The 19,765-nt window shown below is 63.4% G+C and carries 18 protein-coding genes; 7 read left to right on the forward strand and 11 right to left on the reverse strand.

Annotated features, from left to right (window positions below; translation table 11 throughout):
- Positions 1-11: 11 nt before the first annotated feature.
- The 6 genes from CVV68_RS04595 to CVV68_RS04620 are packed head-to-tail and all read right to left on the reverse strand — an operon-like array spanning position 12 to position 8,669.
- Positions 12-1,268, reverse strand: a complete 1,257-nt coding sequence (locus CVV68_RS04595) for an aminotransferase-like domain-containing protein (RefSeq protein WP_110499821.1) — start codon at positions 1,266-1,268, stop codon at positions 12-14.
- Positions 1,268-2,551 (reverse strand): M20 family metallo-hydrolase, encoded by a 1,284-nt coding sequence (locus CVV68_RS04600; RefSeq protein ID WP_110499822.1) that lies wholly within the window; start codon positions 2,549-2,551, stop codon positions 1,268-1,270. Before CVV68_RS04600 ends, CVV68_RS04595 begins: the two co-directional genes overlap by 1 nt.
- Positions 2,552-2,581: 30 nt before the next feature.
- Positions 2,582-4,306, reverse strand: a complete 1,725-nt coding sequence (locus CVV68_RS04605) for an amidohydrolase (RefSeq protein WP_110499823.1) — start codon at positions 4,304-4,306, stop codon at positions 2,582-2,584.
- An 8-nt stretch (positions 4,307-4,314) separates the two neighbouring features.
- Positions 4,315-5,721, reverse strand: a complete 1,407-nt coding sequence (locus tag CVV68_RS04610; protein WP_110499824.1) for a gamma-aminobutyraldehyde dehydrogenase — start codon at positions 5,719-5,721, stop codon at positions 4,315-4,317.
- A gap of 12 nt (positions 5,722-5,733) precedes the next feature.
- On the reverse strand, positions 5,734-7,350 hold the full coding sequence (locus CVV68_RS04615; RefSeq protein WP_110499825.1) for a thiamine pyrophosphate-dependent enzyme: 1,617 nt from the start codon (positions 7,348-7,350) through the stop codon (positions 5,734-5,736).
- Positions 7,347-8,669 carry an MFS transporter gene (locus tag CVV68_RS04620; protein ID WP_110499875.1) on the reverse strand — a complete coding sequence of 441 codons (1,323 nt, stop codon included), beginning with the start codon at positions 8,667-8,669 and terminating at the stop codon, positions 7,347-7,349. Before CVV68_RS04620 ends, CVV68_RS04615 begins: the two co-directional genes overlap by 4 nt.
- 264 nt (positions 8,670-8,933) lie before the next feature.
- Between CVV68_RS04620 and CVV68_RS04625 the strand changes: the two genes are divergently transcribed.
- The 4 genes from CVV68_RS04625 (at position 8,934) to CVV68_RS04650 (ending at position 13,430) form a co-directional block, all read left to right on the forward strand.
- Positions 8,934-10,094 carry an RsbRD N-terminal domain-containing protein gene (locus CVV68_RS04625; RefSeq protein WP_110499826.1) on the forward strand — a complete coding sequence of 387 codons (1,161 nt, stop codon included), beginning with the start codon at positions 8,934-8,936 and terminating at the stop codon, positions 10,092-10,094.
- A 176-nt stretch (positions 10,095-10,270) separates the two neighbouring features.
- Entirely contained in the window at positions 10,271-11,647 is a 1,377-nt protein-coding gene (locus CVV68_RS04630) for an MFS transporter (RefSeq protein WP_245933330.1), read from the forward strand.
- Between the two features lie 8 nt (positions 11,648-11,655).
- Positions 11,656-12,804 (forward strand): RidA family protein, encoded by a 1,149-nt coding sequence (locus tag CVV68_RS23380; RefSeq protein WP_211320718.1) that lies wholly within the window; start codon positions 11,656-11,658, stop codon positions 12,802-12,804.
- A complete protein-coding gene (locus CVV68_RS04650; protein WP_245933331.1) occupies positions 12,801-13,430 on the forward strand; it encodes an RraA family protein in 630 nt (209 codons plus the stop codon). The genes CVV68_RS23380 and CVV68_RS04650 overlap by 4 nt, the downstream gene beginning before the upstream one ends.
- 92 nt (positions 13,431-13,522) lie before the next feature.
- Here the strand turns inward: CVV68_RS04650 and CVV68_RS04655 are convergent, their stop codons facing one another.
- Complete coding sequence (locus tag CVV68_RS04655) at positions 13,523-14,620, reverse strand: pyridoxal-phosphate-dependent aminotransferase family protein (RefSeq protein WP_110499827.1); 1,098 nt, start codon at positions 14,618-14,620, stop codon at positions 13,523-13,525.
- Between the two features lie 168 nt (positions 14,621-14,788).
- On the opposite strand from CVV68_RS04655, the gene CVV68_RS04660 reads away from it, so the two are divergent.
- Entirely contained in the window at positions 14,789-15,040 is a 252-nt protein-coding gene (locus CVV68_RS04660; RefSeq protein ID WP_110499828.1) for a type II toxin-antitoxin system Phd/YefM family antitoxin, read from the forward strand.
- On the forward strand, positions 15,037-15,294 hold the full coding sequence (locus CVV68_RS04665; RefSeq protein ID WP_110499829.1) for a Txe/YoeB family addiction module toxin: 258 nt from the start codon (positions 15,037-15,039) through the stop codon (positions 15,292-15,294). The genes CVV68_RS04660 and CVV68_RS04665 overlap by 4 nt, the downstream gene beginning before the upstream one ends.
- A gap of 356 nt (positions 15,295-15,650) precedes the next feature.
- Here CVV68_RS04665 and CVV68_RS04670 read toward each other — a convergent pair whose 3' ends face one another.
- The 4 genes from CVV68_RS04670 to CVV68_RS23795 form a co-directional block, all read right to left on the reverse strand.
- The gene (locus CVV68_RS04670) at positions 15,651-15,908 is read right to left on the reverse strand and encodes a flavin reductase family protein (protein WP_245933332.1); all 258 of its coding nucleotides are present in this window, start codon (positions 15,906-15,908) and stop codon (positions 15,651-15,653) included.
- A gap of 222 nt (positions 15,909-16,130) precedes the next feature.
- The gene (locus CVV68_RS24870; protein WP_110499831.1) at positions 16,131-16,664 is read right to left on the reverse strand and encodes an RES domain-containing protein; all 534 of its coding nucleotides are present in this window, start codon (positions 16,662-16,664) and stop codon (positions 16,131-16,133) included.
- Positions 16,661-17,284 (reverse strand): hypothetical protein, encoded by a 624-nt coding sequence (locus CVV68_RS04680; protein ID WP_110499832.1) that lies wholly within the window; start codon positions 17,282-17,284, stop codon positions 16,661-16,663. Before CVV68_RS04680 ends, CVV68_RS24870 begins: the two co-directional genes overlap by 4 nt.
- Before the next feature lie 286 nt (positions 17,285-17,570).
- Positions 17,571-18,038 carry an alpha/beta hydrolase family protein gene (locus CVV68_RS23795; protein WP_211320719.1) on the reverse strand — a complete coding sequence of 156 codons (468 nt, stop codon included), beginning with the start codon at positions 18,036-18,038 and terminating at the stop codon, positions 17,571-17,573.
- A 688-nt stretch (positions 18,039-18,726) separates the two neighbouring features.
- Between CVV68_RS23795 and CVV68_RS04690 the strand changes: the two genes are divergently transcribed.
- Entirely contained in the window at positions 18,727-19,737 is a 1,011-nt protein-coding gene (locus tag CVV68_RS04690; RefSeq protein WP_110499833.1) for a LacI family DNA-binding transcriptional regulator, read from the forward strand.
- Positions 19,738-19,765 lie beyond the last annotated feature (28 nt).

The raw sequence follows: 19,765 nt of genomic DNA on the forward strand, positions 1-19,765 counted from the left end.
GGGCAAATTCGCTAGAACGTCGTATCGACCGCTGCGGAGATCACCCGTGAAAGGCGTTGTATCCCCACTTCGATCATGCCGGCCGGGACCGCGCTAAAGGCCAGGCGCAGCTGGTTCGATCGCCCGGCTCGTGGCAGAAATGCCGCGCCGTGGAAGAAGGCAACATTGGCATCGAAGGCTCGGTGGACCAGGGCCTGGGTGTCGATCGACGGCGGAAGTGTCAGCCAAATAAAGAAGCCGCCGTCGGGCCTGGTCCAGGTGACTCCTGGGGGCATGCATGCAGCGAGAGCCGTGAGCATGGCATCGCGGCGTTGCCGGTACGAGCCGACGGCCACTGACAGGTGGGCTTGCCAGTCATAATCGCGAAGGTAGGCCGAGACGAGCATTTGGCTGAGCGCGGGAGGGCAGAGTGTGCTTGAGCCTCCGAGGATCAGGAATTTCTGTACCAGGTGCGGCGGCAACAGCGCCCAGCCGATTCTGAGCCCGGGGGCAAAGATCTTTGAGAACGATCCCAGATAGATCACGTCCAGCGGATAGCACGCACGGAGCGCTGGCAGATTTTCTCCGCCAAAGCGCAGCAGGCCGTAGGGATTGTCTTCCACCACGAAGATGTTGGCTTCCCTGCAAATCTCCACCACCCGGTTGCGCCTGTTGCCTGCCAGTGTAATTCCGGACGGGTTGTTGAAGTTGGGGATGATGTAGAGGAATTTGATGTGCTTTCCGGCATTCCGGAGACTGACAATGCGGAGCTGGAGCTCTTCCGGTATCAGTCCGTCGTCATCGGTCCTGACGGGTTGCACATCAGCCTGATACCCGGCAAACGTACCGAGCGCGCCCATGTATGTCGCATCGTCGGTCAGAATGGTGTCGCCTGGGTTGCAAAGAATTTTGGTGACAGTGTCCAGGGCTGATTGGGAACCGATGGTGACTGCGACGTTGCCGGGGGAGGCACCGATGATTCCTTCCAAGGCCATGAGCTCGCAGATTTGGATCCGAAGCTCCTCCGTACCCTGCCCCGCGCCGTATTGCAGCGCCTGCTGGCCCTGGTTGGCAACAATGGCATCCGTTGATTTGCCCAGCTCCGGCATGGGCAGAAAGCTGAGATCCGGATTGCCCCCGGCCAGCGAGATCATTCCGGGCCGCGCTGCTGCCGCAAAGATTTCGGCAACGGCAGTGGAGACAGGCCCGGCGGCGCAATCGGCCAGCAGGCTTTCGTGCCGGATCGCGGGTTCGGAATTCTCCAGTACGCTGATGGCCTCGGGGAGCATCAGGGACCTTCGGGGTGCGTGGTGTTCGGGTCAAGGGCGCCGGTGCAGAGCTGCGAAAGCACTCCTGTCAGCATGGCCAGTCCGGCCACAATGTCCTCGTCGGTGGTGTATTCGTGCTCGTTGTGCGAAATCCCCTCAACGCTTGGCACGAAGAGCATCACGGTCGGCACAATGTCCTTCATGTTCGTTGAGTCGTGGCCGGCAAGAGTCATGACGGCCTTGTTGGACAGGCCGAGGTCCGCGGCCACCTTTGCCGCGAGCTCCACGCCCTCGGGCTGGTAGGGGGTCACGGGCCAGGAATGCGCGTGGTGCTGCTCAACGGAAACACTGGCCAGCACCTCAATCTCCGCAATGCGGCTGTGCAGCAGCGAATCGGCCTCGGCCAGAACTGCCTCGTCGGCACTGCGCAGGTCCAGCAGCAGGTTCACACGGGACGGCACAACAACCGGCGAGTTCGGGTACACGTTCAGCTGCCCCACCGAAGTGTGCAGCACGCCAGGAAAGAGGTTGGCCAGCTCGCGGGCAGCCACCACCAGCATGGAAGCGCCCAGCAGCGCGTCCTTGCGGTCCTCGATCACGGTCGACCCGGTGTGCGCCTGCTCGCCGTGGACAACGAATTCGTACTTATTTGCCGCCCAATTCGAGGACACCAGGCCAATTGTGACACCGTCACGTTCCATGCTGCGCCCCTGCTCGATGTGGATCTCGGCACAGCAGGCAGCCTCCGGACCGGCGTAGTCGCCGCGGCAGCCAATCGCATCCAGGGCGTCGCGGACTGAAATGCCTGCGGCGTCCGTCGTCGCGAGCGCCGTTTCCAACTCAAGTTTGCCCGTGTATACGGAGGAGCCCATCATGGAAGGCTTGAAGCGGGAGCCTTCCTCGTTGAACCAATTGACGACGGCGATGTTGTACTTGGGTGCCTCGGCACCGGCTTCGCCCCAAGCGGCTCTTAGGCGAAGGGCTGCGTGTGCGGCTGCGAGGACCCCATAGGCGCCGTCGTAGCGTCCGGCGGTCGGCTGGGAATCCATGTGCGATCCGGCCACGACGAACGGTGCTCCCGGCACGGCCTCGTACAGCCCCCACTGGTTGCCGGCGCGGTCGAATTTTACCGTGAAACCGCGTTCTTCCAGCAGGCCCTTAAGCCAGTGCCGCTGCTCGCCGTCCGGGGCGCTGGCCGCCTGGCGGTCAACACCGCCGTTGCCAGTGGCACCAAAGGTGCCCATGGTGCGGAAGTCCTCGACGAAGGCAAGGTCCTGATCGGTGAAGCTGGCAGTTGAAGTCATGGTTCTCCCCTTCGGGTGGTGAGTGAAGCGTTAGGACGCGTGGGCTGGCACCGGCACGGGACGCTGGCTGAGCGGTTTGTTGAGGAAAAACAGGGTGTTGTAGCTGAAGGTGCCGCCCACAGCGGTGGCCAGCACCTGCAGTTCACCGATGTCGTTGGCTGTGAGTGGCGAGCCGGACAGCACCGTGAAGTCGGCGAATTTCCCGGTGGTCAGCGATCCCTTGACGGATTCCGTCCCGGTGGCCCTGGCGGCGCCGGTGGTGTACGCGGCGAGGGCCTGGCGGGGGGTGAGCCGTTCGTCGGGATTGCCGAATACCGCTCCGGAGGAGGTCGTGCGGTCCACGAAGGCCTGCATGCCGCGCAGGACATTCCCGTTGGCCACGGGCCTGTCCGAGCTGCCGGCAAGGGTAACCCCGGCGGCCAGGAAGGAGGAGGCGCGGTAGGCCCAGGGCAGGCGGTCGGGCCCGAGGGAGACGGCCATGCCGTCCCCGCCGTCGAGGAAGAAGCTGGCCTGGGGCGTGACCGCGATGCCTGCCGCAGCCATCCGTCCCAGCTGGTCGGGCCGTGTCAGGGAAGCATGCTCAATTCTGTTCGGCATGGCATGCCGGCCGTATTTACGGTCGCAGGTGCCGATGATCTCAAGCGCCAGGTCCACGGCCCGGTCGCCAATGGCGTGGGCCGCGATCGACCATCCGGCCGCGTAGACGGACTCAATTTTCGCCTGCAGCTGCTCCGGGCTGGCCTGGAAATATCCGACGTTGCCCGCATTGTCCCTGTGCCCGTGGCTGCAGTACTCAGCACTGACTGCGGCCGTTTCACCCATCAGGGAACCATCAAGGAATACCTTGGCGGGACCAAGGGAAAGCATGTTGTCGCCAAAACCGCTGGCGATGCCCAGGTCGAGCCCCATCGGCTTGGATTGCCCGCCGTCGTCGGGGTGCCCGTCCAGGGCGTGGAGCACGTCGAGGACCGGCATGACCTGTGCGCGCGCATGCAGCCGCCCCGTGGCGGCGGCCCGCTGGTAGGCCGCGAGTTCGACGGGGCTGTGCCCGATCCAGCCGCCACCGGCACCGGCTTCCGTGAAACTGGTGATCCCTTCGGACGCGTAATGTTGTGTCGCCCGGTCAAGTGCCGTTTCGATGTTCTCGATGGAGTACGGCAGGATCAGTGCCTGGATGAGGGTCTGGGCGGTTTCCTGGACCAGGCCCGTGGGCTGGCCGGAAGCGTCGCGAACAATGACGCCGCCGTCGGGGTCGCGGTATGAGGGGGCATGCGCGCCGGCCAGGCGCAGCGCGGCGGTATTCACCACGGCCATGTGGCCGGAGTTGTGCCGCATGAACAACGGCCGGTCGCCGGTGATGCGGTCCAGTTCGCGGATGTCCGGGAACGTCCCGGAGTGCTGCTGGTGGCTAAAGCCGGTGGCCAGGAGCCAGCCGGCCGGGGCAGCCGGATCCGCGTCCATGGGTCCGGAAGTGGCGCCTTCCAGCAGCGCATATAGTTCCTCAAGGCCGTGGGCGCCGGACACGTCGAGTTCGGCCAGCCCCAGGCCGAACCAGACGGTGTGGCAGTGGGCGTCAATGAACCCGGGAGTGACGGTGGCGCCGTCGAGGTCCAGGACCGTGGCGGCGTCCATGCCGGCGACGTCATCGTCCAGGCCCACGACCATGCCCTGCCAGATGCCGAGGGAGCTGGCGTGCGGGCGTTCGCCGTCCATGGTGATGATGTTGGCGTTGCGCAACAAAAGATCGAGTTTCACTGGGGCGCCTAGCGGTGGGAGGTGGTGACGGACTTAATGCGCGTGTAATCCTCGAGCCCGTAGACGGAGAGGACCTTGCCGGTGCCGGAGTGCTTGAAGCCGCCGTGCGGGGCCTCGGCAGGGATCACCTGGTGGCAGTTGATCCACACGGAGCCGAAGTCGAGCTCGTTGGAGACCCGGGTGACCACGCCGTGGTTATCGGACCAGACGCTGGAGGCCAGCGCGTACTTGGTGCCGTTGGCCAGCACGACCGCCTCCGCCTCCGTGCTGAAGGGCTGCACGGTGACCACCGGGCCAAAGATCTCCTCACACACCACCTCGTCGCTTTGGACGACGCCGTCAATCACCGTGGGTGCGAAGTGGTAGCCGGTGCCTGTGCGCTTGCCGCCGGCGAGCACCCTTGCATGCTCCGGCAGGCGGGCGATGAAGCCCTCCACGCGTTCCAGCTGGGCGGCGCTGTTGAGCGGGCCGAGGTCCGCTTTGTCCCCGCCCACGGTCAGGGCGTCCGCCGCGGCGGCCAGTGCTGCGGCGAACTCGGCGTGGATGGACTGCTCCACCAGCACGCGGGTGACGGCCGTGCAGTCCTGACCCGCATTGAAGAACGCCGCCAGGGCGATCTCGGCGGCGGTGCGCGCAATGTCGACGTCGGCGAAAACGATGGCCGGGGCCTTGCCGCCGAGCTCCAGGTGGACGTCCTTGAGCGTCTTGGACGCGGAGGACATGACCTCCGCGCCGGCGCGGGTGGAGCCGGTGATGGAGACCATCTCGGGGATCTCGTGGTCCACCATGGCGGCACCGGCGTCGCGCCCGCCGCAAATGATGTTCACGACGCCGGCCGGGAACACGTCCTGGGCCAGCTCGCCCAGGATGACGGTGGACCACGGTGTGGTGTCGGCCGGCTTGAGGACCAGGGTGTTGCCGGCGGCCAGGGCCGGAGCGATCTTCCAGATGGCCATCATGAACGGGTAGTTCCAGGGCGTGATTTGGGCGATGACGCCCAGCGGTTCGCGCCGGATGGTGGAGGTGAATCCCTGGACGTATTCGGCGGAGGCGGTGCCGGAGACCACGCGGCAGGCGCCTGCGAAGAAGCGCAGCTGGTCGGCGCCGCGCAGGATCTCCAGCTCGCGGGTGGCGGCGCGCGGCTTGCCCGTGCAGGCCACCTCGGCGTCCACGAGGCGGTCGGCGTTGGCCTCGATGGCGTCTGCGAACCGCAACAGCAGAGCCTGCCGCTCGGCCGGCGTCGTGCGCCTGTAACTGGTGAAGGCGCGGGCCGCCGCCTGAAACGCGAGGTCGACGGCGGCCGCATCGCTGTCAGGGGCCGTCCCAATTTGCTCGCCCGTGGCGGGGTCGAAGAACGGCAGGGTTCTTGCGGCGTCCACGGACTGGCCATTGATGATGTTGCTGAGCATGATCATGAGGGGCTCCAGTCAGTTGCTTTTGGGGGAACGGGTGGTGGGGTCCTGCGGCAGGTGCAGCACGGCCGGCAGGCCGGACTCCACCGCGCGGCGGAATGCTGCGGCAAAGCCGTCGGCAGTTTCCACGCGCTCGCCGTAGCCTCCGTAGGAGCGGGCCAGTGCGGCGAAGTCGGGGTTGGTCATGTGTGTTCCGGAGGGCCGGCCGGGGTAATGGTTTTCCTGGTGTTCGCGGATGGTGGCGAAGATGCCGTTGTCCACCACCAGGGCGATGAACGGGGCGCCGTAGGCCATTGCCGTGGCCATTTCCTGCCCGTTCATCATGAAGCAGCCGTCCCCGGCCACGGAGATGACCTGCCGGCCGGGATACGCGAGCGAGGCGGCCACGGCGGCCGGGATGCCCATGCCCATGGCTCCGTTGCGCGGGGCGGCCAGCGAGTTGGCACTGTTGTGGGGCAGGTAGCGGGCCGGCCAGAGGGCGTGGTTCCCGGCACCAAAGGTGACGATAGCGTCGTCGTCCATCTCCTGCTTGAGGATTTCCATGACGACGCCAAGATCCACGCCGGCACCGCCGTCGGGGTGGGCCGTGGAAAATTTCAGCTGGTCGGCGCGGGCGCCGGAGAACCAGCCGGCCGCACTTTCAAGCTGTGGCTGCGTGGCTGCCAAGGCCAGTGAGAATGCGCTCACGTCCGCAAGGATTTGCTGGTCCAGGCGGCCAAAGTGGCCCAACAGGTCCGCATCGGCATTGGCCACGATGGTTTCAGGGCTGAGCCCCAGCGTGTAGCCGTCGGAGAGGACGTCGCTGCGGACGCAGCCGATGAACAGGATCAGGTCCGCCGCGTCGAGCCGGGCGGCGTTGGCGTCGCTGCGGCCATAGCCGAGGAAGCCGGCGTAGGCATCGGAGCTGTGGGGAACAGCGTCGTAGGCGCGGAAATCGGAAAGGATGGGGATGCCGTGGCCCGCAGCCCAGTTGGCCAGCGCATCACCGGATTCCTGGGTCCAGCCTTCGCCGCCCACCACGATCAAGGGCTTGGCAGCCGTGGCGAGCCGCGCCTCCAGTTCCTCCAGTGCGGGAACCGCCGGTGCCGGGCGCGAGACCGGGCGGGGCTCCACGGTGGCGGCCTCGATGGCATGGACCAGCACGTCCTCGGGCAGGCCCACCACTACGGGGCCGGGCCGCCCGCTGAGTGCGGTGAAGATGGCGTCGTCCACCACTCGCGCCGCGGAGGCGGCGTCGTCGAGCGTGAGAACCTTCTTTGCGGTGCTGCCGAACCAGGCGTTAATGTCGAACTCCTGGAAGGATTCGCGCCCCCGGTCCGCGACCGGGATCAGCCCCACAAACAGTACAAGGGGAGTGGCGTCCTGGTACGCCGTGTGGATGGCGATGAAGGCGTTGGCGGCGCCTGGCCCGCGGGTCACCATGGCGACGCCGGGGAGCTCGGTCAGCCGGCCTTCGGTCAGCGCCATGAAGCCGGCACCGCCCTCCTGGCGCGTCACCACGGTTTCAATGGAGGAGTCGTGGAGCCCGTCCAGGACGTCCAGGTAGCTTTCGCCCGGGACGCCGTAGACGCGCTTGACGCCGGCGCGCTCCAGCTGGGCAACGATCAGGTGGCCTGCAGTAGTGGTGCTCAAAGCTTCATTCCTTCTTCCTTGATGCTCAACGCGGGCAAGAAGATGCCAGACAGAGCTGTGAGTACAGAGATAACGACGAGGATGGCGGCGCCGGGCCAAAATGAGTGGCTGGCGGCTACCAGTGCCGTGGCGATCAGAGGCACGAAACCGGAGATGACCCCTGCCGTGTTTGAGGTGATTGCGACGCCCGTGTAGCGGACCTTCGTGGCGAACAGGGACGTCAACGCCGCGCCGGAGACGGCATACGGCACGGAGAGGACGGCAACCCCGACCATCATGCCGGCGACGACCAGGACGGGGTTGCGGCTGTCGATGGCCAGGAAGACGGGGATTGCGACTAATGCCGAGGCGATGCCGCCCCAGAGGATGACCTTGCTGGGGCCAAATTTCTCCCCCATGCGCCCGGCCCAGACGAGCGCCCCGATCTCCAGGACAGCGGCTAGGAGCGTGCCCATGAGTAGCAAGCCATACGAGAGGTGAAGTACTTTCGTGCCGTAAAACACCACGAAGCTGGTGATGAGGTAGAAGCCGCCAATGCCGAGCAGTGCCGAGCACATGCCGACCAGAATCTGGCGCCAGCTGTTCGTGAGCACGCCGCGGATGGGGGCATGCTCCGTTTCCCCGGATTCCATCAGCGCCGCGAATTCGGGTGATTCGCTGAGTCGGCCGCGGATCCACAAGGAAATTGCCAACAGGGGAATGGCGGCGATGAACGGAATGCGCCAGCCCCAGGCATCGAAGTTGGTCTGCCCCACCAGGTACAGCATGCCGAAGAAGCCGCCGGAGGAGAGGATGGTGCCGATCGGGGAACCAATCTGTGGCAGGGCTGCATAGCGGGCGCGCTTCTCGACCGGTGCATTTTCGACGGCGATGATCACCGCGCCACTCCACTCCCCGCCAACTGCCAGACCCTGGACAATGCGCAGGACCACCAGCAGTATGGGTGCGGCCACGCCAATGGTCATGTAGTTCGGCAGCAGCCCGATCAGGCCCGTGACCACGCCGATGCCAATGATCGTGATCATGAGGATCTTCTTGCGGCCCACCTTGTCACCCATGGCGCCGAAGATGAAGCCGCCGATGGGGCGTGCAACGAAGCCGACGGCCAGCGTTGCGAAGGATCCCATGGCCGCAATGAACGGATCATGCGAGATGAAGAACTGCGCGTTGAACACGAGGGCCGCTGCGGTGGTGAAAAGGAAGAAGTCGTACCACTCCAGCGCAGTCCCCACGAGGGCCGCAAGGGCCACCTTGCGGGTGACGCTTTCGCTGACGGCGGTTGGTGCAGCAGGCTGGTGCGTGCTGGCATTTGTTGCCATGATCAATTGCTCCAATGGAATCTAAACGTGCTCACAAGCCAAGCGGGAGAGGCGAACGTGTGATTGGGGTCACCGCATCCTTCGTTCTATTTTGTCAGGAGATATACCTAAATGGACTGGGGGAGTGCCGCGTAAATGCGGGAGAAAATTGTGTAATCACACAACCTTCCGGGTTGGCGTTGGGAGTGGGATCCCCAAGGTCATCCTGCAGGAGCCCTGCAACGAAGGACTTGCCCTGTAGTTTTCAACGGATAAGGTGGGCGGATGCACAACTTTATGGATGCCGGCAACAGCGAGCGGTGGAGTTCGATCGTCAGGGAGTTGGGCGAACGGATTGACGAGCTGGTGGAACGGTTCCTGGCGCGCGTGTCCAGCGTCCCGAGCTATTCCACTGAAATGGTTGACATGGCGGACGTGCGAAAGACGGCCATGGAGTCCCTGCGCCTGTTGGCCCAGAGCCTGGCAGAGGGAACGGCCGGCGGTGAGCTACTTCGCTACGCGGCGTCACTGGGCGAAAAGAGGGCACGGCAGGGAATTCCCCCAGAATCGCTGATCACGGCGATACGGCTGGATTTCAGCGTCGTGTGGACGGACCTGTTGGAGCACTGCAGCACCGATGACGCGGTGCTGCTGGCTGGCCAGGTGGAACATGTGTGGCGGGTGGTTGACGAATATGCCACCCAAACCCATATGAGCTACCTTGCGGAAAGGGTCCGCATGGCACAAGAGGAATCAAACTACCGGCAGGAGTTCATTGCCAAGCTGTTCGGGCCGGCTGGCCAGACAATCGAAGTGATTGGCAGGGCGGCCTCCGCCTTGGAAGTCGATCCTGACGGGGACTTTGACATAGCAGCAGCCAGTGGTGCGGCGGCGCGTGCACTTCAGAAGGAAGTGTCTGCGTTCCGTGTGAAGGGTCCCTTCATGTACCAGAGCGGCAATGTCACTTTCATGTTCTGGCAGCCGGTGCGCCGAACCCACTCCCGTGGCAGGCAGCCGGACGCGGCGTTGACGGTCCCGACGACAGCCTGCGGATTGGTGCAAGGCGTGCCCGGACTGCGATCCCTTGTGGCAGCCGCAGCGACGGCCGCGGCGTTGGCGCAATTGTCGACCGACAATGACGCCGGGCCCCTGACCATCGAGTCTGGCTGGCGCCGTTTGGCGCGTGAAGAGCTTCGCGATGCCGGGTTGGACCTGGAGCGCGAGCTTGACTTGAAGTTGGCGCAATGCCGGGAAGGAGAGCGGCAGCGGATGGAGGAGACGGTGAGGGTGTTCATGCGCTCGGGCAGTGTTACGAAAACCGCCGCGGAGCTGTTTTGCCACCGCAACACCATCCTGAACCGCCTGGCAAGGTTCAAGGAAGTCAGTGGTTTTGACCTGGTGGTTCCGGAGGACGCTGCCAGGATTGCCATTGCGTGGCCGAATTAGCGAAAAATCCAAGGGCTGTGGCGGCTTGAGAGCAAAAATTGGGCAAAGGCCCAGTCTCGGCCGGTAAAGCGGGTGGGAAATGACATTGAAATGTGACTGGCCGCACACCAGAGTTTAAGCCAAGCGGTGGGTCCACCGCAGAGTTCATCCCCTAGCCCCTTTGTTGGAGACCTCCCATGCCTAATATTCCAGATGCCGGCGGTACGGCGTCGTCCGGTCCGGTCATTAAGATGCGCAAAATCGCCGTGGCCAGCGTCATTGGCACCACGGTCGAATGGTACGACCTGTTCCTTTTTGCCACAGCGTCAGCCCTCGTGTTCAACAAGATCTTCTTCCCAAGCTTCGACCCCCTCGTCGGGACGATGTTGGCCTTCGGCACCTTTGCCGCGGCCTACGTCGCGCGGATCATCGGCGCTGCGCTCTTCGGCCACTTTGGAGACCGTCTGGGCCGCAAGTCCATGCTCCTTATTTCGCTGCTGACGATGGGGGCCGCCACCTTCGCCATTGGCCTGCTTCCCGACTACGGGACCATCGGCGTGGCGGCTCCCATTTTGTTGCTGACCTTGCGGATCATTCAGGGCCTGGCTCTCGGCGGAGAGTGGGGAGGCGCGGTGTTGATGGTTGTTGAACACTCGCCCAAGGAAAAGCGGGGGTTCTATGGATCCCTTGTCCAGATTGGTGTCCCGGGCGGTACCTTGATCGCCAACCTGGTATTTCTGCTGGTTGCCGGGATCATGCCCGAGCAGGCCCTGCTGTCATGGGGCTGGCGCATCCCCTTCCTGGTCAGCTGCCTGCTGGTAGCCGTGGGGCTCTACATTCGCCTCGCGCTTGAAGAGACCCCCGCTTTCCAGGCAGTCAAGGACGCCGGGGCAAAAGCCAAGATTCCCCTCTTCTATTTGCTGCGCAAATACTGGAAGCAGGTCATCCTCGGCGCGTTGGCCACGGTCTCGACGGGAACGGCGTTCAATGTCCTGGTGGCATTTGGCCTGACCTACGGCAAGACCGAGCTGAAATTCTCCACGGACACGATGCTGCTGGCTGTGTTGTGTGCGTGTGTGGTTGGCCTGGTGATGCTTCCCGTCTTTGGCAAAATGTCGGACAGGTTTGGCCGGAAGCCGGTCATCATCGGCGGGTTGATTGCCGAAATTGTCTTGTCATTCCCCCTGTTTTGGCTCATGGACACCCGCACTGTGGCCGGCCTGATCCTCGGTTATGTCTTGATGATGACGGCCTTCTGTGCCAACTACGGCCCCATTGCCACCTTCCTCGCAGAGCTGTTCGGCCCGAGGGTCCGGTATTCAGGGCTTTCCGTCGCCTACATGCTCGCAGGACTGCTGGGCAGTGCCATCACCCCCGTCGTCACCACCGCCCTGCTCAAGGCCACCGGGCAGGGATCGTCGGTTGCATGGTTCCTCATTGGATCGGCTGTCGTATCGCTTATTGCACTGCTCCTGCTCACGGAAACACTGCGCTCAAACATCAATGTGGTTGACCACGAAGCCGCTGTTGCGAATACCGGCGCTCCGGTCGATGAAGAGGGTGTCACCGTATGATTCGGCGATTGGACAGCAACGGCGGCGCATTGCTGACGGCGGGCGCATCCCCTGAAGCCGTCATCACCCATGGATTCGTGTTTGTTTCCGGGCAAGTGCCGGACGTGGCAAACCACCCGGAGGGGCCAACCGACTTTGCGGGTGAGGTGCGGCAGGCCCTGGCGAACCTTGCCCGGACGTTGTCGGATGCAGGCTCGGGCATGGACCGCGTGGTCAAGGTGACCACCTTTCTCACGGACCGCCGGCTTGCCGAGTACAACGAGATCTATGCTGACGCGTTTGGCTCCAATCTGCCGGCGAGGACCACCGTGATGGTTGCGGACAGCGAGCACGCCATTGAAATCCAATGCATCGCCATAGCAGGGGACTCGGAGGGCATACAGCGGATTGCCAACGTACCCGGCATGGCGCCCGTGTTGGGTCCCTACTCGCAGGCCGTCGTAGCCAACGGTTTCGTGTTCACGTCCGGCCAGACGCCGGCGGTCACCAGCATGGCCGACCAGCCGGAAAGCTTCGGCGGAAAAGTCCGGCAGGTCATGGCCAATCTGGACACGGTGCTGACCGCAGCGGGTTCAAGCATGGACCACCTGGCCAAGGTGACCACGTATCTAACGGACCCGGACCAACTCGTTGAATACAACGGCATTTACGCCGGTGCCATCAGATCCGGGTTGCCGGCCCGCACGTCATGTTGCGTTGATATTTGGGACATTGCACTGGAAATCGAGTGCATTGCGGCCGTGGCCGGCCCATCGCCGGAGGACGGAGCCATCAAGCGCTTCGCAACGTTCCCGGGACTGGCTGATTCCGTGGGCCCCTTCTCCCAAGCTGTCCAGGCCAACGGCTTGATCTTCACGACCGGCCAAATCCCGCTGATTACCAGCGTGGACCACCGGCCGCAAGACTTCGCCGGCAGTGTGCGGCAGGTGCTGTTGAATGTGAAAACGGTCCTGGAGGGGGCCGGGTCCAGCCTGGATTCGGTTGTCAATGTCACGACGTACCTGACCAGCCTTGACCAGCGCGAAGAGTATGAGCGCATTTACGCCGAGGTGTTTGGCTCAAACCTTCCGGCAACGACGTCGGTGTGCGTGGGCATCTGGGACTTCACCTTCGAAATCCAGTGCATTGCGGTTGCGGAAGGGGCTGGTGAAGCGTGAGCGGCACAGTTGCCTTGGATGCTGACCTTCTCCAGCGTCTCCAGTCCGTCAGCTTTCCGACCATCGGGCACTTTCTGGAGGACGGCTTCCTTGATTCAGGGATCCGCTCCCTGCTGGAGAATGTTCATGTGGTGGGGCGTGCCGTCACCGTGCGGGTAGGTGGTGCCGACGCATTCGCAACAAACCAGGGCCTGGCATTGGTGGGTCCCGGAGACGTTTTGGTCATCGAAACCGGCGGCGACGTCAGGCATGCGCCCGTTGGGGCTGTGACAGCGTGCGCCGCCCAAACAGCCGGTGCCGCCGGCATTGTGGTGGACGGTGTTGTCACGGACATTGTTGAGTTGCGCGACGCCGGCCTGCCCGTCTTTGCGCGTGGCACCAGCGTGCTGACAGCGAAAAGAGTGGCAGACGCGGGCAGTGCCGTCAACGTGCCCGTGGTCTGCGGTGGGGTGACGGTGAATCCGGGCGATGTGGTCATGGCAGATGACAACGGGGTCCTTGTCCTGACGCCAGCAGAGGCCGCTGCCATTGTGGACAAGGCACTCGCGTCCGACCTTGCCGAGCCAGAAATCCTGGCGCGCATCCGTTCCGGTGAATCGATCGCCAGCGTGCTTCCCCAAGGCTGATTTGGGTTGGCCGGGGGTCGTTGCCGATCCCTTCGGCCATGGCATTGCCGCGCTCTTCAGGGTGGCCGCCGGCTGGGGCCACCCTGGCTGCCTTACGCCTTCGCGATGGCCTCCTTCAGCGCCCCCAGCACCAGCACCACGGAGCCCGGGTTCGCGTTGGGGCCCATCATGCCGATGCGCCACACGGTGGAGGCGAACTCGCCGGCCCCGGATCCGATTTCCAGACTGAAGTTCTCCAGCAGGTAGGAACGGACGGCCGCCGAGTCCACCCCGGACGGGACGCGGACCGTGGTCAGGCTGGGCAGCCGGCAGCCTTCGGCCGCGAACAGTTCCAGCCCCATCTCCTGCAGGCCGTTTTGAAGCGCAAGGCCGGCGGCGGCGTGACGTGCCTGGACGGCGTCGAGCCCTTCATTGAGGATGTGGCCGAGGCCGGCCTGCAGGCTGGCAATCATGGCGACGGGGGCCGTGTGGTGGTAGGTGCGCTTGCTGCCGCTGGCCGCGCCGACGTAGCCGCCGAGCAGGCCGATGTCCAGGTACCAGGACTGCGGGTCCTTGATGCGGCGCTCAAACGCGGCGTCGGAAATGGTGAAGGGGGCCAGCCCCGGCGCCACGCCGAGGCACTTCTGCGTGCCGGCGTAGCCGACGTCGATGCCCCAGTCGTCGGCGAGCAGTTCCAGGCCGCCGATGGAGGTGACGGCGTCGGTGACGAGCAGCGCGTCGCCCTTGAGCTTGCCGAGGGCGGCAATGTCGGAGAGCACGCCGGTGGACGTTTCGGCGTGCACGGCGGCGATCACCTTCGGCGCCGGATGGGCGGAGGCGACGCGCTCGGGGTCGATCGGCTGGCCCCACTCGTGGTCCACCCGCACCACCTCGGCGCCGGCGCGGCGTGCCACCTCGCACATGCGCTCGCCAAAGAGCCCGTTGACGGCGACGACGGCGACGTCACCCCTGCCCACCGTGTTCACAAACGCGGCCTCCATGCCGGCTGAGCCGGTGCCGCTCAGCGGCAGTGTCCGCGCGTTCCTGGTGCCCCAGACCTCGCGGAGGCCGTCGCACGCGCGGTCCAGGATCTCGATGAAGAGCGGGTCAAGGTGTCCCAGGATCGGGTGGCCCAGCGCGGCAATGGCCTCCGGATAGCAGTTGCTGGGGCCGGGCCCGAAGAGGTGGCGGTATGTGAGGGTCTCGGTCATGGGAAGCTCCTATTCATGCGCGGACGGTTCCCTAACAGCATATGTGTCCCGTGGTTCCAATGGTCGAGCTGCCTGAAGGACGACGCCGGCCGGCCGGTTTGGTTTTTGCGCCACCATGGCGCTGCGCACCAATCCGAAGTAGAACTGTCTGTAAGTAAGGAGCGCTACATGAAGACAATGAGCTTTGCAGAGTTTGCGGCCAACTGCGCCGAGACGCTTACTGCTGTCGTGGATGACTGTGAAGAAGTGGTCATCACCCGGTCCGGCAAGGAACCAGTGGTCATCGTGTCCTTGGCTGAGTACCAGTCGCTGAAGGAAACGGCATATCTATTGCGTAGTCCTGCGAATGCACGCCGTCTCTTGGGTGCCATCGATCGCTTGGAGAATGGCGCCGGCGTCGAGCATGACCTTCTTCCATGAAGCTCGTGTGGGACGAGCAGGCTTGGGATGAGTCTGTCGGCTGGCAGCGCGACGACAAGCGGATTCTGAAAAGAATCAATGATTTGACCAAGGACATCACCCGGAACGGCAATGAAGGCATCGGAAAACCAGAGCCGCTAAAGCACGGTTTTAGTGGCTACTGGTCCCGGCGCATTACTGATGAGCACCGCCTGGTCTACCGGATTGTCGGCGATGAAGTCCGCATTGCCCAGTGCCGCTATCACTACGAATGATCCGAATGGTCTACGGTGGCGGTGTCTACGATTCTGGACCGGCCTTGCGCCGGGCGCCGCTGAATAAGCTGAGCATGGAAAATGACAGTGTTCCAGGGCCCTCCCCGAACAGGGGAGGTTCTGGTTAAGAATGCGCCTACGGTGCTCGGCGACCGTCTGCCCCGGATTGGTTGTCAAGAAGACGTGCGGGGTCGCGCCGACAACGCAGACTGCATTCCGGCTTCGCCCGCTGAGCGGGAAACAGGAATCCCTGTCGAGCCTATGGAACTTGAGGCGCTTGCCGGCAGAGGCGCTTGTGGCGCAAGCAGTCCGATACATGACAACCATTCAACCCGGTGTGTTGGCCGCGGATGAATTCAGGATTCGGGAATCTCGGTCAGGCCGCCGCCGTCGAGGATCTTACCGGCCTTGTAAGCCATCGGCGCCACATCGTTGACCTCCGCATGGCGGACGCGGCAGATGAACACCGTGTGCGTCTTGGCCTGGAAGCGTTCCCGAATCTCTGCTTCAAGCATGGCCGCCGAGCCGTCGATCAGCGGTGAGCCGTGGGGCCCGCCATGCCAACCGAATTCGGCAAACTTATCGTCGGACTTGGAAGAAAAGACGTTCACCACGTCGCGCTGGCCTACGCGAGTTGGCCGGTTCGGCGGCAACCCAGGAGTGGCAGGAATCCCTGTCTGCAATGGTCGACTATGCCGCGTCCAAAGGGTGGGCCAACCAGGCCGGCGAAGTGCAGGCGCACCTCGAATTCAACGCCGGTGCTGGCAGGTAATCCTCCAGTTTCGATTCAAGCTGGCTCCCTCGCGGTGGCGGGATGCGCCGAACCGGGACGTTGGCTACGGTGCCCGAAGGGGGCGCACCAACGCCAGCATGCCGCTGGGTGGGCAACCGCCGTCCACCACCTGCCAGCCGATGGCGTGGGGCCGCGGACCGAACAAGACGAACACTTCTCCGTCGGCGTCCGTTCCTCTCTGCAGTCCATGATCGACCCGCCACCCTCTCGCCGCCCCCCTGAGGAGTGCGGCAGACCGGACGCGGAGAGCTTCCGCCCCCGCAGTGCGAAGCCGCACGGCCTCATCTTGGCACACAGAATATGTGTCCGATCCGCCTAATAGGTCCTGTTCGGGCAGGTCTGGGGAAGCGAAATTTGTGTCATCAACCTTGATTGCCCAGATGGCACGCCGGACGCCCTCAAGATCGATTTCTTCGATGATCTCTTCGTGCCGCAGGAATTCGGCCCAAGCCCCGCTGGGCGTGTCTGAAACGTATTGGACGGGACCATCGCCGTCTCGATGCCAGCGGGCGGGAGGCTGGGTGCTGTCTTCCCACAAGAAGGGGAATCGGCTGTCGTTGTGGCGGAAAGCAATCATGTTGCCGAGGGGGCCAATAGTGTTGCGGCCAGTGACTTCACCTCACCCGGGCCATCATCATCGGGATCCCAGTCTCCCGCCAGGATTTCTTGCGGAGAACGGCCCGACAACGCCGTACGCTTCCTCCCGAACCAACGGCGTATGCCGAAATCGTTGTAGCTTCCAAGGAGGTCGGCAACGATGAGTGTCACGAAGTGAAGCCGCGCGGCAACGTTATCCGGCGTGGTGCGTTCGCCGGTCCGGTACCGATGGACTGACGATGTCGATGTCGCCACCAGCTTCTCCAGAAGGTCATCACCGAGAAGTCCATGGATTGGCTCCCACTCCTGCATGGGCAGTGGGGACTGTTCAATTGCCTTCATAACGTCCGACAACAGGGTTGAAACTTCGTCTTCCGGCAAGTCACCGGTCTGGAGCTGGTCACCGTTGGCTGCGACTTGGCGGCCAATGCCGTGGTTTGCAAAAGCATCCAAGGTGGCCTTTATCGTTGGGAAGTCGAGGCCGGGATGGTACGTCGTCGGCAGCAAGTTCAGGAGCCTCGCGAGTGATATCAGTTGGACGGCTTGAACAGCGATACGAGCACCGGCAGGTTGTCTCAGGATGGAACTGGACGGAACCATTTGGATGTCCTTTGGCTAAGACGTGGAGTGCAAACGGAAAACTTGACCAGTCCGAAAGCCTTCCTGTATTTCCATGCTGCGCGCTTCCCGGGGATGTGTCAATGGTCCAGGCATTTGGTCCAGGCAGCGCAACAAGCCACGTTCAGCTCCCGAGCAGTTCCTTCGCGACGCCGTCGATGTACTCGATGTCCACGGCGTTGTCGCCGCTGCCGGCGAAGTGTCCCCAGACGCCGGGAATGACACGGACTTCACCATTGGGGATGTATTGGGAGGCATATTCCTTATCCTACGGACAGAAATAGAGGTCCTTTTTTGCGGGCAGCGCGAGCAGCTTTGCCTTGATGGACTGCAGGGCCTTGACGGTGTCGCCGACGTCGCAGGGCGTTGTGCTGACGTCGCCGGGCCGCCAGGTCCAGAGCTGGGTGAGGAGATCGTTGGCGTCGCGCTGGCCCAAGAAGTGGCCTTCCCAGCAGCCGACCAAAAAGTCCTCCAGGGACGAGTAGTTCAGGTCGACGCCGAGACGGGCCGAGTGGCCCATGGTCTCGTAGCAACGGTCCGAGTAGAACGCCTGGGAGAAGCCCAACCCGGCGTACACCCGCCCCACTGCGCGCAGCCCGCGCGTCGGCTGTTCCGTGTAGTAGTCGATCTTGAAGGCGGCGTCGGCCTGCAGGGCAGCATTCACTCCTTCGAGGAACACGAAGTTGTGTCCGCTGGTTTTGGACGAGCCGCAGAACGGCAGGGCGCGCTGGACCATGTCCGGGTAGCTGACGGCCCACTGTTAGATCTGGCCGGCGCCCATGGACCATCCGGTCACGAGGGTCAGGGTCTCGATGCCAAACTGCTCGGTGACGAGCTGGTGCTGCGCCTCCACCTGAGCGTAAAAGGTGATGTGGGGGAAGCTGGGGGCGTTGTAAGGTGCCGGGGTGTTGCTGGGGAGCTGGAGAGGCCGTTGCCCAGCATGTTCGGGACGATAATGAAGTACTTGGCGGGATCGAGCGCCTTGCCTTCGCCGATCAGCCACTCGTTGTCCTAATGGCGTCCGGAGTACCAGGTTGGGTACACGATGGCGTTGCTCTTGTCCGCGTTGAGCGTCCCCTACGTTTTGTAACGTTTTGTACGCGAGGCAGGCGCTGCGAAGTGTTGCACCCTCTTGAAGCTTGAAATCGCCCAAGTCTAATAGTTCGTAATCCATCGGGAACCCGTCCATGGGAAACACCTTTCACGGTTCGAGACAAGGAAAGGCGATCTGCCCCTCACGCTACCCTTCCCCGCGGCAATGATCGAGGGGTTGGTGCGGATGGCTCCAACGATGCTTGCACTGCAAACTGAAAACGTTTACAGTTGTTCAAACAGGGCGTGACAGCACTCACTTAAGAGTTCTGAAACCCTCCGAATCCGCACTGGCATTACCACCCCAAAAGACTCAAAGGAGAAGGCGCGGCATGGCAAACATCCACGATGTTGCGCAAGCGGCCGGCGTATCCATCGCCACCGTCTCGAGAATGCTGGCGGGGGAGAACATCCGAAACCGCACGGCTGTCGAAAATGCCATATCCGCGCTGGGATACCGCCCCAACGCAAGTGCCCGGGGCCTGCGTTCGGGGCGCCACCACACCATCGCCGTGATCGTCCCCGACATCGCCAACCCCTACTTCGCAACGTTGGTGCGGGGAATCGAGGAACGCGTCATCGCCAGGGGCTACCGGATCATCGTCGCCAGCAGTGACGAGCAGTTTACTGCCGAAACCGAAGTTCTCGGCGGTCTCATGGATGCTGTTGATGCAGTGGCGATCGTGCCGGCGGAAGCCTCTGAACGGACCAACCTAATGCTCGCCGAACTGGGCAAGCCGGTGGTGCTCATCGACCGGACCGTCAGCGATTCCCCGGATTTTGATTTGGTCCACGTCGACAACGCCAAAGGTGCACGCATGGCTGCAGAGCATTTGCTGTCGCTTGGCCACCGAAAAATCGCAATCATCAGCGGCCGGCAGGAGTCACTTCCAGGCCAGGTCCGTCACACGGCATTTATTGAAGCTTTGGCCGCCGCCGGTGTGGAAATTGATCCCGGGAACATCAAGATTGGCGAGTTCACCAGGGCGTTTGGCCAAAGTGCCGCCAGCGAACTCATCGACGGGGGATTGGACTTCACGGCTGTTTTCGTCGGGAACAACACCATGGCCCAGGGTGCGCTGTTGTCCTTTCATGAGGCCGGGATAACGATCCCCGAACGGCTTTCGTTTATCTGCTTCGACGATTTTGACCTGGCTGAATTGTTGCCCGCACCGGTAACCGTCATCTCCCGTCCGGCCATTGCCGAAGGCCATGCGGCGGCAGACCTCCTGCTGGCACGGATCCAGGCACTTGACGCCGCCGAGCAACCGGCGTTCCGGCACCTGATATTGCCTGTCCAGCTGACCGTCCGGCAGTCATGCGCTGCTCCGGCCGGCCCGTAACCAAAACTTCTCCCACCCCAATTTCCAC

Source organism: Arthrobacter livingstonensis, from assembly GCF_003219815.1.
Lineage (GTDB): Bacteria > Actinomycetota > Actinomycetes > Actinomycetales > Micrococcaceae > Specibacter > Specibacter livingstonensis.